The 14,531-nt window shown below is 52.9% G+C and carries 14 protein-coding genes; all 14 read left to right on the forward strand.

Features of this window, described 5'->3' with window-relative positions; genetic code table 11:
* Complete coding sequence (locus V5P19_RS12230; RefSeq protein WP_334403582.1) at positions 1 to 1,623, forward strand: ShlB/FhaC/HecB family hemolysin secretion/activation protein; 1,623 nt, start codon at positions 1 to 3, stop codon at positions 1,621 to 1,623.
* A gap of 17 nt (positions 1,624 to 1,640) precedes the next feature.
* Positions 1,641 to 2,009 (forward strand): holo-ACP synthase, encoded by a 369-nt coding sequence (gene acpS, locus V5P19_RS12235; protein WP_334403584.1) that lies wholly within the window; start codon positions 1,641 to 1,643, stop codon positions 2,007 to 2,009.
* 20 nt (positions 2,010 to 2,029) lie between these two features.
* Positions 2,030 to 2,785: an SDR family NAD(P)-dependent oxidoreductase gene (locus V5P19_RS12240; protein WP_334403586.1), complete on the forward strand. Its 756-nt coding sequence runs from the start codon at positions 2,030 to 2,032 to the stop codon at positions 2,783 to 2,785.
* A 3-nt stretch (positions 2,786 to 2,788) separates the two neighbouring features.
* Positions 2,789 to 3,346 (forward strand): 3-hydroxyacyl-ACP dehydratase FabZ family protein, encoded by a 558-nt coding sequence (locus tag V5P19_RS12245; protein ID WP_334403588.1) that lies wholly within the window; start codon positions 2,789 to 2,791, stop codon positions 3,344 to 3,346.
* 11 nt (positions 3,347 to 3,357) lie between these two features.
* Entirely contained in the window at positions 3,358 to 3,639 is a 282-nt protein-coding gene (locus V5P19_RS12250; protein ID WP_334403590.1) for a phosphopantetheine-binding protein, read from the forward strand.
* 29 nt (positions 3,640 to 3,668) lie between these two features.
* Positions 3,669 to 4,829 (forward strand): aminomethyltransferase family protein, encoded by a 1,161-nt coding sequence (locus V5P19_RS12255; RefSeq protein ID WP_334403592.1) that lies wholly within the window; start codon positions 3,669 to 3,671, stop codon positions 4,827 to 4,829.
* Between the two features lie 102 nt (positions 4,830 to 4,931).
* Entirely contained in the window at positions 4,932 to 7,490 is a 2,559-nt protein-coding gene (locus V5P19_RS12260) for a beta-ketoacyl-[acyl-carrier-protein] synthase family protein (RefSeq protein WP_334403594.1), read from the forward strand.
* Between the two features lie 4 nt (positions 7,491 to 7,494).
* Complete coding sequence (locus V5P19_RS12265) at positions 7,495 to 8,712, forward strand: beta-ketoacyl synthase (protein WP_334403596.1); 1,218 nt, start codon at positions 7,495 to 7,497, stop codon at positions 8,710 to 8,712.
* A gap of 18 nt (positions 8,713 to 8,730) precedes the next feature.
* Positions 8,731 to 9,681 (forward strand): ATP-binding protein, encoded by a 951-nt coding sequence (locus V5P19_RS12270; protein ID WP_334403598.1) that lies wholly within the window; start codon positions 8,731 to 8,733, stop codon positions 9,679 to 9,681.
* A gap of 10 nt (positions 9,682 to 9,691) precedes the next feature.
* Positions 9,692 to 10,399: an ABC transporter ATP-binding protein gene (locus V5P19_RS12275; RefSeq protein WP_334403600.1), complete on the forward strand. Its 708-nt coding sequence runs from the start codon at positions 9,692 to 9,694 to the stop codon at positions 10,397 to 10,399.
* Positions 10,383 to 11,030, forward strand: a complete 648-nt coding sequence (locus V5P19_RS12280) for a hypothetical protein (RefSeq protein WP_334403602.1) — start codon at positions 10,383 to 10,385, stop codon at positions 11,028 to 11,030. The genes V5P19_RS12275 and V5P19_RS12280 overlap by 17 nt, the downstream gene beginning before the upstream one ends.
* The gene (locus V5P19_RS12285; protein ID WP_334403604.1) at positions 11,031 to 12,341 is read left to right on the forward strand and encodes an ABC transporter permease; all 1,311 of its coding nucleotides are present in this window, start codon (positions 11,031 to 11,033) and stop codon (positions 12,339 to 12,341) included.
* 9 nt (positions 12,342 to 12,350) lie between these two features.
* A complete protein-coding gene (locus tag V5P19_RS12290; protein WP_334403607.1) occupies positions 12,351 to 13,139 on the forward strand; it encodes an outer membrane lipoprotein-sorting protein in 789 nt (262 codons plus the stop codon).
* Positions 13,136 to 14,524: a hypothetical protein gene (locus V5P19_RS12295; RefSeq protein WP_334403609.1), complete on the forward strand. Its 1,389-nt coding sequence runs from the start codon at positions 13,136 to 13,138 to the stop codon at positions 14,522 to 14,524. The genes V5P19_RS12290 and V5P19_RS12295 overlap by 4 nt, the downstream gene beginning before the upstream one ends.
* Positions 14,525 to 14,531: the final 7 nt, after the last annotated feature.

Here is a 14,531-nt window from a genome sequence, read left to right on the forward strand (position 1 = left end):
ATGGAATTACGATTCAAAATATTCTGGCTGTCGCTACTGTTGGTCAGTGTCTGCTCCTACGCCGAGGATGATATTAATCATCTTATTAAGCAGCAGCATAATGCCGATTTAAGCGCCTTTAAAGAACAGAAGGTACAGCGCCAGGACGTGTATTCCAGTACCGATCGTAAAGTATTCAAGCTGGACGACCTGCCAGAAGAAGAACACTGCTTTACGATTAATACGCTGAAGCTTGAAAACGATTTTTTGAAGCACAAAACCGACCAGGCGATAAAAAAGGAGATCCTCGGTCGTTGCGTCGGGAGCGTTGGCGTAGTGAAGATAGCGACTGCCCTGCAGGATTATTATATCAACGCGGGCTATATCACGACGCGCATTACGCTGCCGTCACAAAATATCGCTTCCGGTACCCTGACGTTGAACGTTGAGGCGGGGAAAATCGAGAAGGTCGTTATTGAAGCCGATGATGTTAACCCGTGGATATTACCGTTTAAGAGCGAAGATATCCTCAATATCCGCGATATTGAGCAAGGGCTGGAGACTCTACAGCAGGTACCGAATGCCAACGTAAAAATCAATATCGAACCCGGTACCCGGCATGGCTACAGTACCGTGCGCATCACAACCGATCGCACGAAGAACTGGAATCTGAGAGCGAGCTACAGCAATTGGGGCGACAAGCAGACAGGGCGATATTTGACTTCGGCGGTGGGCTATTTATACAACACGGCCCGGCTGAGCGACCTGTTTTATCTGGCCGGGACGCGCAGCACAACAGGGCAATACGAGAGTGTGAGTGGTTACTACGCGGTTCCTGTGGGCTACTGGAACTATTCGGTCTTCTACAGCAGCAGCACGTCGCGCCAGACCATTCCGCTCAGCTATACCTCCGTGGAATACGTGGGAAAGAGCGATTACTGGAGCGCAAAAGCCTCGCGTACGGTTTACCGGGATAAAACCCGCAAAGTGACCGGTAATGCCGAGCTCATTCGGCGCAAGTCCGGGTACAAAATTGACGGTCAGGAACTGGTATTGCAAAAACGCAATATGGATAACGTCAGGCTGGGCATTAACTATAAACAGCAGCTGAATAATGCCTACTGGGATTCGACGCTGTCATGGCAGCGTTTTATTACCTGGTTTGGTGCCGATAAGACGCCGGACATGGTGTATGGCGACGTCAGCTCGGTTAGCCAACTTTTCAATCTGGAAAGCAGCTATTCGCGCCAGCTTGGAAACACTGTTTACAGCGCCACGTTTTTTGCGCAGTACTCACCGCGAGATCTCACCTTACAGGATCAGATGACCCTGGGTGAACGCTGGAACGTGCGCGGGTTTGAAAATAGCGTGGGCCTGAACGGTAACAGCGGCTATTACCTGCAAAATACGCTCTACCATCCGGTGGGTTTTATGAATGCCAACTACTATTTCGGGTTTGATATTGGGCAGATAAAAAAGGACAGCGCGTATGGCGATGAATTTCTCGCAGGCTCTGCGGTGGGTATACAAGGCAATGTGAAAAGTCTGACCTGGGATACCTCCCTGTCAGCACCGGTAAAATACCCGGGCAATATGGATGTCGACAAGATTAACGTTAACTTCAATATTTCATATCAGCTATAGCAAGGATGAAGGCCATTATGCGCATCGGAACGGATATCGTTGAGGTTACGCGAATTAATCGCGCGATAGACAACGGGAAAATTGATTTTCTGTCTCGGGTGTATACCGGGCAAGAATTAATAAAGATTAACCTTGACGATCTTAACGTCGAACGTGCAGCCGGATTCTGGGCGGCAAAAGAGGCGGCGGTAAAGGCGCTTGGGTGTGGTTACCGGAAGGGAATTACGTTTCATGATATCGAAGTGACGCACGATGATGACGGTTGCCCCTATTTTATTTTCAGCGAGCGAATAAAAGGGATGCTGGCAGAAAAAGGGCTCGTCAATAACTCACTGACTATTTCACATTGCCAGACCCATGCGATAGCGATTGTCATACTTTATTAATCAAATTATTTGTGAATGCTATGTATCAATATAACGACCTTAAGCAAAAAACGGTGTTGGTTACCGGTGCCAGCGGTGATATCGGCCTGGCGATCTGCGCGACGTTTCTGGATCAGGATTGTGACGTTTTTGCCCTCTATAAATCCAATGCTGCACCGTTGGCTGAGTTAAAAGAGCACCATCCTGCCGGGGAAAAACTCTCGCTTATTCAGTGCGATCTTGCCGAGCCGCAGGACGTTGCCGCGCTCTGCGCGCGTCTCACGGAAACGGCCGGAAAACTCGACGTTCTGGTGAATAACGCCGGGGTCGTGAAAGATAGCCTGTTTGCGTCGATGAGCTTCGCGGATTTTAGCCAGGTGATGGACGTTAACATGTTCAGCACGTTCCGCCTGATCAAAGAAGCGCTGATGCTGCTCCGCTCGGCGGAAAGCCCGGCGATCATTAATGTCGCCTCCATTGCTGCCCTTATCCCGAGCATAGGACAGGCGAACTACAGCGCGTCTAAGGGCGCGATCCTCGGCTTTACCCGCACCCTGGCCGCAGAGCTTGCCGCGTATGGGATTCGCGTCAACGCCGTCGCGCCGGGAATGATTGAGTCAAAAATGGTGAAAAAGGTATCCCGCACGGTCGTGCGCGGGGTAACCAACTCCATTCCCCTGCGTCGCCTGGGACAATGTGAGGAAGTGGCAAACACCATCGTTTACCTAAGCTCTTCCGCTTCCAGCTATATCGTCGGTCAGACCATCGTTATCGATGGCGGCCTGGTTATGCGGTGATCTATGTCCAGATACGTGATACCCGCAAAGATCTTTCTGGAAATGGGCGGCTGGCGTCAGCCTCTGCTGATGGTCGATCGCATTGACGATTTTAAATACGGTGAGAATGGCTTTGTGAAAGTGACGAAACACGTCGCCTTTAACGAGCCTTATCTGCTGGGGCATTTCCCCGACGACCCTATTATGCCAGGGGTGATCATTGCCGAAATATTTGGTCAGGCCAGCGAGTATCTCTCATTTTTAACCGATATTTGCGACCTCTATCAGGCCCGGTTTAATGAGGCGCTGATGTCCCTGCGCGACATTCATGCCCACATTACGACAGACGAGATGCTGGCGATTATCCGCGAGCGGCGTGCCCAGGTACGCGGCGTGCTGGCCGCACAAAACCTGAAGTTTAAGGATATCGCTTACCCCGGCGACTCCATTGAGGTCACGAGCAAGTTAGCTTTTTCTGATGCCAACGGCTTCAAACACTACTCCGTGTCGGCGCACGTGGGTAAAAGGCTGATTAGCCATGGCACCATTATTAATTACCGCGAAACTAAACCCCCTCTGTGAGAGAGAAAACCATGACAACGATGAACGACGCTATTCAGCAACGCAGGGAAGTACTGCGTAAGATCAAACAGGAAATTATTCAGCGTTTAAATATTCAGCGTGAGGAGTCGCAGATTGATGACGACACTGCGCTGTTTGGCAACGGCTTAAAACTTGATTCCGTCGATGCCACTGAAATTGTGGTGATGCTGGATAAAGTGTTCGGTATTAAGGTCGGTGAAAGCGATGACCCTTCTTATATGAGAAGCATCAACAGCCTCACCACGTTTATTATCCAGAAGCTAAACGCGTAATTTTCCCCTTTGACTGACAGGATCACGTTATGACGTCTTTGTACGATCTCCATTTGCAGAATAACGCCGTAATGGGCGTTTATAATCATCACTCCGTGCCCGCAGCCTATCATGACCCGATGGTAGAATATAAAGCCGTACGCGAAAACGCGCTGCTGGTGGATTATTCCCATATGTCCATCATCAGCGTCATGGGGGATGATGCATGGGCCCTGGTGAATTATCTGGTTTCTGCCGATGTCTCTATTATTCGCGACGAACAGGCGATTTACTCCCTGATCCTGAATGAAGACGGCACCATTCGCGGTGATGTCTACGTCCTGTGTTCTTCAGAGGGGTATTACATCATGTCGGAGAATATTCCTGCCGATGCGCTGATGGCGAGCCTAACCGCGCTGCTGGAGAAAGCAGACGAGCTCGATATTCAGGACATCCCCGAAATCTGCGACATGCGTGAACAACGTTGGGGAGCCATTCTGCTCGAAGGTCCGTACGCCTGGGAGCTGATGGCGGAAATTCACGGCTTCGATGTGATTGGCCTGCCGTATTACGAGTACATGAATACCGATGATGGACTGATGGTGCTCCGCTGCGGCAAACACGGCGAATTTGCGTACATGGTTATCGGCAATGAGGAGACGTTGCTTGAGCAGTGGCTGCAGCTTCAGCAGTCAGGCGGTAAATATCATCTGCAGACCGGCGGTCTGGACTATCAGAAAATCGTGCGTATCGAAAACCCGGGCTGGGACGCGAGCCTGCTGGCCGACTACAGCCTCAACCCTGTAGAGCTGCAGATGCAGTGGGCGGTTCAGTACGATAAAGAAGGGTTTGTTGGGCAGGAGGCGGTACAAGCGCTGTCGCAGCAGGCCGGTTCGCGCAAGATGATTGGTATGATCGCCGAAGAACCCTGTTCAGGCATTGCGGCGGGCGATAGCGTGCAGGTTAACGGCCAGGAGATTGGTCGCGTGGTTAATGCCGTATTCTCGCCTGCTCTGCAGCGCTTTATTGCCCTTGCGCTGCTTGAAAGCGACTACGCCTGGTCTGATGTGGCGGGGTATACCCTTCAAACCGGTACCGAAACGGTGGTCGCAAGAACAAAGAGTATGCCGTTTATTTATAACCTGAGCATGCTGGTGAATCCGACTGAACACAGCTTTGTGGATGCGTCAAAAGCGAAAAGCGCATTGTAATTCATTCTTTATAAAAACAGCCGGTGGGGAATAGGCAGGGATAATTGCGCCTGTATTCCACCTTGACTGTTTTATTATCTGTACATGGCGGTACGGTGATTTATGAAAACAAACAGGAAACGCGTTGTTATTACCGGGATGGGCATCTTATCTTCTCTGGCTGATAACCTTGAGGATTTTAAAGACGCTTTGGTAAATAAGCGAAACGGCGTGGCTGACAGCAAACGCTTTTCAACATGGTTTGAAAATGCCAGAGCGGCTGAAGTGCTGCATGAAATCGATTATTCAGAACTCCCGGACGAGATAATTGATTCGCTCGATAATGCGGCGCTGTGGGCTTATAAAGTGGGCAAGGATGCGCTGCGTCAGGCGGGTCTGGTTAATAATAAGACACAGCTTAAAGAGACCGGCTTAATTGTGGGCGTCTCTTCTGCCGGTACAGAGGCATTTTTGCCGCTGTTTGAGCAGCGCCTGGGCGATTTTTCCCTGCGTAAGGCGCTCTTTTCGGGCGGCTTTTCCTCCTGTTGTTCCAGCGTGTCGACCCTGCTTGGGTTGCAGGGGGGCGTCGAGCTGGTCGCCACCGCCTGCACCGCCAGCCCGAATGCGGTGGGCATGGCTTTTGACTACATCCAGAACGGCAAAAACAAAACGATGCTGGCAGTCGGCACAGAGCCTATCTACCTGCCGACCTTCGCCGGGTTTTATGCCCTCAACGTCATGCACCCTGAGGCCTGTACGCCGTTTTCGGGTCAGTCCGGCATGTCGATTGGCGAAGGCGCGGGCGCGCTACTGCTTGAGGACTACGACCACGCCGTGGCGCGTGGCGCCACCATTTACGGTGAGATCCTCTCGTATGCCACCTCCTGCGATGCTTTCCACGAGACCGGGCCCGATCCACGCGCCAGCGGTGCCGTGCAGGTTATGCGCAAAGCCATGGAAAATGCGGGTATCACTCCCGATAGGATTGACTATGTCAATGCTCACGGTACCGGGACCGAAGCCAACGACCGTATCGAAACGCTGGCGATGAAAAAAGTCTTTGAAGGCCATGCGATGCCGCCGGTGAGTTCGACCAAATCTTACTTTGGCCACAACATCGGTGCCGCGGGCATTGTCGAGCTCATCGCCTGTCTGGTGACGCTGCCTGACAGCCACATCTTGCCCACCCTGAACTTCACCACGGCGCGTCCGAACTGCGATCTGGACTATGTGCCTAACGCCTTTCGCGAGCAGAAGATTAACCTCTTCATGAAGAACAACTACGCCTTTGGGGGAAATAACTGCAGCATGATCGTGAGCATGGAACCCGGTTCCGTTCCGGTCAGCAGCTTCGACCAGAAGCGGGTCGCCATAACCGGCACCGGCGCGGTTTCGGCAATCGGGCACACCGTGAGTGAGATCCTGGAAAGCGTCTGGAAGCGCAATCATACCGTTGTGCTGGGAGAGGTCACCTTCCCGGAAGACACCCTGGAAGAGGCGAAAGCGCTGCTGACGGTTCTGGAAGAAACCCACCAGTTTGAATTGCTGTTTGGTGATGCGTTCAGCCTGGACGCCGCGCCGCGCCCGGAAGAGAACGCGCAGTTTAAAACCTTCCAGGTGACCGACCTGGAGCCACGCAAGCATCTGCGCCGCTTTGACCCGCGTAAAGCGACGCGTGGCGGCACCTTTGCACTGATTGCGCTGTCCGAAGCGCTGGACCAGGCGAAGCGCAAAATCAAGCGTGATGGCGATGCGTTGGGCCTGGTGATGGGGATGTCCAGCGGTCCGGAGGAGACAACCTACAAATACCTGCAAAGCCTGAAGCCAGACCCCCGTAAGGTCCGGACCTCAGAGTTTCCCGGCTCGCTAATGAATGCGATTCCGACCTTCTGCGGCATTTCTGAAGGGATCAAGGGTTACACCACCACGCTTGCCACCGGGGAGAACGCGGCGCTGGGGGCATTGACTTACGGCTATGAAATTGTGCGTCAGAACCTGCAGCCGCAGGTACTGGTGGGCGGGGCGGATGAGTATTTCCCGTCAATGGCGATGTACATGAATGCGGTGACGCAAAAGCTCCACATGACCTCCAGCGCGGGTGATTATCAGATCTACGGCAAAGCGGCGAAAGGCTATGTGCCGGGTGAGGGAGCCTGCATGCTGCTGCTGGAAGATCCTCAGCGGGCGCACGCGCGCGGGGCGGAGGTGCTGGCGGAGGTCGTCGGGTACGGTAAAGCCTGTAGCAACAGCTACTTTGATGCATCCCTGCACGGTGAAAAAGCATCATCGATGGCGCTCGCCATTGCCCGCGCGCTGGCCGATGCCGGTATCGGGGCGCAGGACATTGACCTTGTGTGCGGCACCAGCAACGGTAGCCCTGATAGCTCGCGCATTGAAGTCGAGGCCATTTATGCCGCCTTTGCCGACGCGAAACCGGATGTGCCGGTTGTGAACTATAACGCCTGCTTTGGTTTTGTCGCCTCCGCCGCCGGTTTGCTCAATCTGATGGTCATTCTTGACTGCTTTAAAAAGCAAGCTGTCCCCGCCATTCCGCATACCCTTGAGTTTTTCGATTCACGAATCAACTTTGTGCGAGAACCGCTGCAGCTGGAACTCAGGCAGGTATTACTCGTAGGGGCGACGGAAGGTGGGAACTATTACGCGTTTGTGATTAAAGGATAACACCGTGGACAATGCCGCTATCATTTCAGGGTTCAGTTCCTGCTTACCCTTTGCCGAAGACAGCCTTCAGCTCATTCATAACCTGAAGCGGGGAATGCGCGTTGAAACAAACGCCTGGTTCAGGTCTGACGACGAGGCAATAAAGTGTGGGTTTAGCGGGAATATCCAGGTCGCCACGCTGGACCATGTGGGTGATAGCGCATTCGATCTGCTCCTTCGCCTGATCGATGATGCTCTCGGCCAGGCGGCACTGGAGGCGCACTGTTTGGCCGAGAGTAACGTACGGGTATATTTGACCGGTATCGGCCCGCGCGTCGACGGTATGGCCTTCAAAAGCTTCTATAACAAAAATGATGTGGAAGATATTCATCTTTCAACATCATTAATGCAGCTGCACGTTGAGAATATGTCGCAGGATCGTCTGGCAGGCGACCTTGCGCGTCGATATCGGCTGCGCCATTTGCCGCCGAATATGAACTGCACCAGCAACTCGTCGCTGACGGCGATCCATTTAGGCTGTCAGGCCATCGAGCATAAGGGTATCGATCTGGTACTGGTGGTTAACTGTTCAAAAATTAAAACGCAGGATCTTTGGTTTCTCACGACCCAGTCCATGCTGGATAGCGATCCTGTTCAGCCCTTCGGTGAGAACAGCAAAGGGGTCTTGTTTGCAGAGGGCTTTAGCGTTCTGCTGCTCGAAAGCGCCCGCCACCGGCGAGCGCGCCAGCGCAGCGGTGGGATACGTTTGCAAAGCACCTATATGCAAATCAGCGCCGGCAGAAGTAACGACAGTTCATGGCTCAGCACCAACATGGTGAAAGTCATGCAGCAGGCGATCCAAAAAGCGGAGATTAATGCTGGCGATCTGGCCGCGATTATTCCTCACGGCAACGGATCGTCCATTAGTGATAAAGCCGAAGCGAAAGCCATCGCCATATTGAGTGACGGGATGCCGATTCCCGTTCTCGCCTATAAAGGCCAGATCGGCTATACCGCCACCGGCTCGGGAATGATTGATTTAATTATTGGGCACCACACGTTATCCCAGCGCGAAATTATTTCTCCCGTCGCCAATGACGCCATTATTGAGACCGTTGCGCAGCAGCTATGGGTGGATCGCGAGGTCACGCCCCATGCGCAATCCCATCTCCTGAAAATGGGGATCGGGGTGGATGGTTCCATTATTGGTGCAGTGATGTCAGATACGCATTCAGGGCGGTAGACAATCGTGGAAAAGCCTATGTATTTATCGTCATTTTCGATGGTTGAGCCAGAAGAGACATTTTATTTTTATCAGCCAAGCTGGCTGAATGCCTGGGAGGCGCATTTATACAATAAGGCGCTGAAGTCTTCCCATGTTAACGGCTGGGGCCTGAAACGCTTTGGCACCGAGGCGGGGCGGTATGCCGGAGAGATGATCCGAAATCCGCAGTATCAAAAATACCTCGAGGCGATGGAACAGTCGGCGGAGGAGGCGCTGCTGGCGCTGCCCGCCAAGGAGCGCATGAGATTATTGAAACGCCGTACGGCGTTTATCTACGTCGATTCCTGGGGCGAGTCGGGACCGTTTGAGAATATCGCCAGCGCCCTGCATATTTCGGCGATCGATACGCTGCCAAAGAATCTGGTCAAACGATTCGCGATTAACGGGCCTACCTGCAAAATCCGCGGTGAGAAGCAGGCCTTTATGCAGGCTGTCTCTCTGGCGAAGGATTACCTGGGCTGGGACGTGTTTGATTACGTGGTGATCTGCGCGGCGTATCGGGCGATCCCCATCCTGGTATTTTCTGACGAGGATCGTCCTCTCACCGGCAGAGAAAATCGGCGCGGCAAGGCGGAAAACGTCAATTTAACCGTCGAACGCACCGGGTGCTTTATTTTCAGCAGTCAGGAAAGCGCGATAAAGGTGAGCGGCGGGCACTATCTTATGGCGGAGACCCTCGAGAACCCGGGGGATGCGAGACGCATTGCCTATGCGGGCGTGCGAAACGATCTGCTGCAGCGTTCAGCAGTGCCTGAAGAAAACCTCCTGAACCTGGCGGAGACCTACGGCGCCAGCGGGTGTCTGACGCCTGCATTGAGCTTCGCCTGGATAACGCAGCACGCCTCTACGGCAGGAAACCTTAGAACAGTCGTCCCGGACAACGTGTTGGGGTACAGCTATTTTGACATCGACTATGACAAGGAATAACGGCAACGCTATGAGCAAAATAATAAACGCGCTCCCTATGCTCTCGTTAAATAATATCTATAAGCACTATGGCGAGGGTGACGGCAAAGTCGACGCATTAAAAAATATCAGCCTGGACATTGCAAAAGGGGAATTCCTGGCACTGTGCGGGCCATCCGGCAGCGGTAAAAGCACGCTGCTGAATATTTTGTCAGGTATTGATAAACCCAGCGGCGGTACCGTTCTGTTCCTGAATAAATTGCTGAATAACCTGAATGAAGAACAGCTTTCAGCCATCCGCGGGAAGCATTTAGGTTTTATCTTTCAGTTTTTTAATTTAATCCCGGTGCTGACCGTCTTTGATAACGTCTATTTCCCGCTGGTGCTGAATGGGCATATCTCTAAAAACGAGGCGAAAGCACGGGCGCTGCAGTTTATTGACAGCGTCGGTCTGGGCGCGTTTACGGATCGTAAGCCGGGGCAACTTTCCGGTGGGCAGCAGCAGCGGGTGGCCATCGCCAGAGCGCTGGCGCACGAACCGCAGATTGTCATCGCCGATGAACCTACCGGCAATCTCGATCTGGGAACGGGAGAAGCCATTCTGGATCTGCTGTTGAAAATTAATCAGGACACACAGACCACTTTTATCATCTCTACGCACTCAAGCCAGCTAAAAGCGCGTGCACGGCGGGTGGTTGAAATTAAAGACGGAGAATTAGTTCATGATTCGCAACGGTAATTTTTTCCTGCTTTGCGGATGTGTGCTTTATCTGCTGCATAGCGGAACCGCCAAGGCGTCAACGATCCCCGTGGCTGAACGGGTCATACAGCACGGGCTTCCGACCCAGCCCGGCGCGTTGGCCGAGGTGACTCAGGCACTGTTTACGGAGTACAGCCGCAATGACAATCCCCTTTCGCTGGTGTTTTACGCCTACGGCATGCTCCGGCAGGCCGATTATTTTCTGACAACTAACGATCTCATTCGGGCGTCAGAATACGCCAAAACCGGCTTTTTTTATCTTGATGAAGCGGTTGAACTGCATGAAGACAACCCGAGAGTCCGCTATTTGCGCGCACGGGTTGATGCATGGCTGGCGTCTGATTTAGGGCGTTGCGTCATCACGCTCAACGATACCGCAGTGATGCTAAATAACGCGACGGGGTTCAGCGCTGGGCTGGTGGAGCATATTAAAGGGATGCGCTATCGCGCGCTGCTGAGCTGTAAGCAGCCCCAGCAGGCAAAAACGTTGCTAACGGAAATTAAAAAACAGGATCCCGACGCGGCGGCGGCGCTGGTATCAGGCCACGCACCGGAATGGGATACCGCCGAAGTCACTCAGATAATGTTACCACTGGTGGAAGGGAAATAAATGGTCTGGCAAATGGTTTTAGCCACTGTGGTTGTTATGGGCATTCTGTTTTTTGTGCTGTGGTGCGCAATATATTGCTCGCGAGACGTGAAGTTTGCTTTTTTAAACCTCTTCCGGCACAAGCGTCGATCGTTTTCTACCCTTGCTGCGATTATGCTGGGTGGGATATCGATATTTCTGTACGGCGGTTTTATCGATTACTCATTCTGGATCCTGAAAGAGCAAACCATTCGAACCAACGTGGGCCATGTTCAGATCTACAAAAATAACTATTTTGAAACGTCAAATAAAAACAAAAGCCTTATTAATGATTATCGGGCGTTGAAAAAGGCGATCCTCAGCGAACCGGAACTGGCGAAGTCTATCTCAACCCTTTCCGGACAGCTGGAGTTCTCAGGGGTGATTTCGCAGTACGAGAGCGAAACCTCGAGTTATTTTTCTGCGCTTGGCGTGGAGCCATTGCCGGCCTTAAAGCTGGGCGCGTTTGATAAGCTTATTTCAGGCAGCGACCTTTCGCGGGTAAAAACCCATGAAATTACCCTCGGCAGCGGACTCGCGAAAACGCTCAATGCCCATTACGACGACTGGCTAGACGTATTGGTGGTTAATGCCCATGGCGGGCAGGGCGCATTATCCCTGAAGCTGCGCGGCGTGTTTCAGTCGGGCATTAAGGATTACGATGATGTGGCAATGAAAATCCCGCTTGATACTGCGCAGCGTATTATGGGAACCGACGGCGTCAGCAAAATCCTGATCCTGCTCAATGAGGATGATACGGCAGCATTCTGCGACAGGCTGCGCCTGTTTATTTCCCAACATAATCTGCCGCTGATCGTCAAAGACTGGAAAGAGGTTTCGCTTTTTTATCAGCAGGTTGAAGGGCTACTAGCCGGGATTTATTTCTTTATTAAGCTCATCGTCAGCCTGATTGTCATCTTTATGATTAGCAACGCCATGACGATGAACATTATTGAGCGCACCCGGGAAATAACCACGCTCAGGGCGATTGGCCTAAAGCCGCTGCACGTTACGCGACTTTTTTTATTAGAGGGTATTTTTACCGGCATGATGGGGGCCGCCGGGAGCCTTGCGATCGGTTACGCCATTGCGGCGGTCATTAATCTTCAGGGAATTCCCATGCCGCCGTCACCGGGACAATCTCAGGGATATACGGCATTCATTAAAACGGACACGCTGGCGCTTAACTGGATAACGCTGGTACTGCCGATATTAACGGCGGCCGGCGCCTCGGTACTGCCCGCCCTGCGTGCCTCCCGGCTGAATATTTCGGATGCGTTTAAATTCTCGTAAGGAAGCGACATGTTAAGCAAGATGACTATCACGCTAGGGTTATGTTTGACCGTCTTTTCGTCCTGGGTTTATTCCTCTCCTGTGGATGAAAAAGCCCTGGAAATTATCCGTCGGGCTGACGAGGTGCGCTCCCCGAATAAGCCTTTCCGCTATACCCTGACGATTAGCGAATATAAGGCGGGTGCGGCTCAGCCTGAGAATAAACAGATCCTTGATATCTCTATGCGCTTTATTAAGCCGGATGGCGAGACAAAAGCGGATGCCCGTTCGCTGGCGCGGTTAATCTTTCCGCCGCGGGACAGAGGAAAAGTGCTGTTCTCGGACGGGTATGCGCTGTGGTTCTATACGCCTGAGCTGCGCCGCCCCGTTCCGGTTTCGCCACAGCAGCGGCTCATTGGGCAGATAGCCAACGGGGACGTGATCGTCACCAATTTTGAGTACGCCTATCGTGCCACCCTGCAGGGAGAGGTTCCTTGTGGCGATAAGATCTGTTATTCGCTGCTGCTTGAACGCAAATCTGCCGAGGCAACCTGGCCAAAAATTCGCTACTACGTCGAGAAAGAGGGCGATAACCGTCCTTTCAAGGCATCGTATTACTCTCTCGACGATCGGTTGTTTAAAGAGGTGACGTACCATGATTTTAAACCGGTGCTGGGCAGAATGCGCCCGACAAAAATTGTGGTACAGGACGCCCGAAGCGGTAAACGTTATTCCGTTATGGAATACAGTGATATTCGCCTGGAATCACTGCCTGAATCTTGGTTTACCCGTGAGTCCATCATGCGTGGTGTGCAATGAAACGCGTGCTGGCGAGGATAGCCCTTGTCCTGTCCAGTGCGCCCCTGAGCCTGCTGGCCGGGTGCTTATCCGGTACTGACGTTGCGCAAAATGCCACGGTGACGTTGTTTGAGCAGATGTCATACGTCAAGAAGCAGACCTCGCCGTGGCAGATTAACGGTAAAAATCCCTACGCCCGCAACAATGTTTTTAACGATGCGGGTATCAACATTGCCAGCCATTGCGCGCTTATCGATAACGCGCTGAACCTTGATTTTTCGCTCTACGGGCTGACCTGGTACGGCGCTCGTCCGCTGGGCGCGTTTGAAGACGATGACCGCCGTTCCAGGGCGATCATCGAAAAACTGCGCGTAATGTACAGTATCTCCGACCAGGTCCAGCTTGAAATGGGCAAGCTAAAACCGAAGCCGGGCCTTTTTTTCCTGCGTTCGCCTGCCGATCTCGTGAGCCAGTATTACGGGGGCTTCAAGCCCACGCGGCTTTATGACCCTCAGATGAGATCGGCGTATCAGTCCTCCTCGTGGGGGGCCACGCTGTCTGCGGACGATCGGCAGCATGCCGTATCCCTCAGCGTGGTGCCGAAGCTGTCGACGATTGATAAACGCTACCTCTCCTCCAGCGCCTGGTCAGACAACCAGCGTGGCAACAGCAGTGAAGCCTGGCTACTGAGCTACGCGTCGCACCAGTTTCGCGATCACACTCCCGGCGTGCGCGTTCTGCTCGGCGATTCCCAGTCGATCGCGCTTTCCGATAGCGTCACCTGGACGCCGCAGGTGACGTTTAAGGGAGAGATGGCGTTTCACCGCGGGCAGCGCTGGCGGCACCTTTCCGACCGGCAGCGCCAGGCGCTGGAGCGATATGAGTTTCCGTCGTCGCTTTACGGCACTGAGGATAAGCCGGGCGTTGAGCTGGCAGTGGGGGGGGAATATACCGCCGATAACTTCTCTCTTTTCGGGCTGGAATATTATTTTCAGAGCGAAGGGTATTCTCGTTCCGAGTGGCAAAAGCAGAACGAACTGTTGCGCTTTCTGAATGCCCGCACCGGCTACGATCCGCTGGATAAGGCGTTCGACTCGTATAAATACCTCATGTCCTCTGAAATCAGTAACACCGGCAATAAGGGCATGCTGCAGAGGAAACATTATCTCAACGCCTGGGGAAGCCTGCAGGCAGGAGGGCAGATCGCGTTGCAGCCTTACATGGTACTGAATCTTGTTGACGCCAGTACCTTGGCTGGTCTCCACGTTAGCGCGCCGCTGAGCGCCATAAACAACAATCTGGAAGCGTTTGGCGGACTGTATGCCGCGCTGGGAGGGGCCGATTCGGAGTTCGCTCTCTTTGGTGAGGCCGTCGGTATGTATGTTGGCCTGAAATATTATTTATAAGGAGATA

The organism is Enterobacter sp. UNJFSC 003, assembly GCF_036903355.1.
GTDB lineage: Bacteria > Pseudomonadota > Gammaproteobacteria > Enterobacterales > Enterobacteriaceae > Enterobacter.

Excerpts from the sequence above, each read along its gene's own strand:
- V5P19_RS12230 (WP_334403582.1), top strand. The coding sequence starts at position 1 with ATGGAATTACGATTCAAAATATTCTGGCTGTCGCTACTGTTGGTCAGT.
- acpS (WP_334403584.1), top strand. The coding sequence starts at position 1,641 with ATGCGCATCGGAACGGATATCGTTGAGGTTACGCGAATTAATCGCGCG.
- V5P19_RS12240 (WP_334403586.1), top strand. The coding sequence starts at position 2,030 with ATGTATCAATATAACGACCTTAAGCAAAAAACGGTGTTGGTTACCGGT.
- V5P19_RS12245 (WP_334403588.1), top strand. The coding sequence starts at position 2,789 with ATGTCCAGATACGTGATACCCGCAAAGATCTTTCTGGAAATGGGCGGC.
- V5P19_RS12250 (WP_334403590.1), top strand. The coding sequence starts at position 3,358 with ATGACAACGATGAACGACGCTATTCAGCAACGCAGGGAAGTACTGCGT.
- V5P19_RS12255 (WP_334403592.1), top strand. The coding sequence starts at position 3,669 with ATGACGTCTTTGTACGATCTCCATTTGCAGAATAACGCCGTAATGGGC.
- V5P19_RS12260 (WP_334403594.1), top strand. The coding sequence starts at position 4,932 with ATGAAAACAAACAGGAAACGCGTTGTTATTACCGGGATGGGCATCTTA.
- V5P19_RS12270 (WP_334403598.1), top strand. The coding sequence starts at position 8,731 with ATGTATTTATCGTCATTTTCGATGGTTGAGCCAGAAGAGACATTTTAT.
- V5P19_RS12275 (WP_334403600.1), top strand. The coding sequence starts at position 9,692 with ATGAGCAAAATAATAAACGCGCTCCCTATGCTCTCGTTAAATAATATC.
- V5P19_RS12280 (WP_334403602.1), top strand. The coding sequence starts at position 10,383 with ATGATTCGCAACGGTAATTTTTTCCTGCTTTGCGGATGTGTGCTTTAT.
- V5P19_RS12285 (WP_334403604.1), top strand. The coding sequence starts at position 11,031 with ATGGTCTGGCAAATGGTTTTAGCCACTGTGGTTGTTATGGGCATTCTG.
- V5P19_RS12290 (WP_334403607.1), top strand. The coding sequence starts at position 12,351 with ATGTTAAGCAAGATGACTATCACGCTAGGGTTATGTTTGACCGTCTTT.
- V5P19_RS12295 (WP_334403609.1), top strand. The coding sequence starts at position 13,136 with ATGAAACGCGTGCTGGCGAGGATAGCCCTTGTCCTGTCCAGTGCGCCC.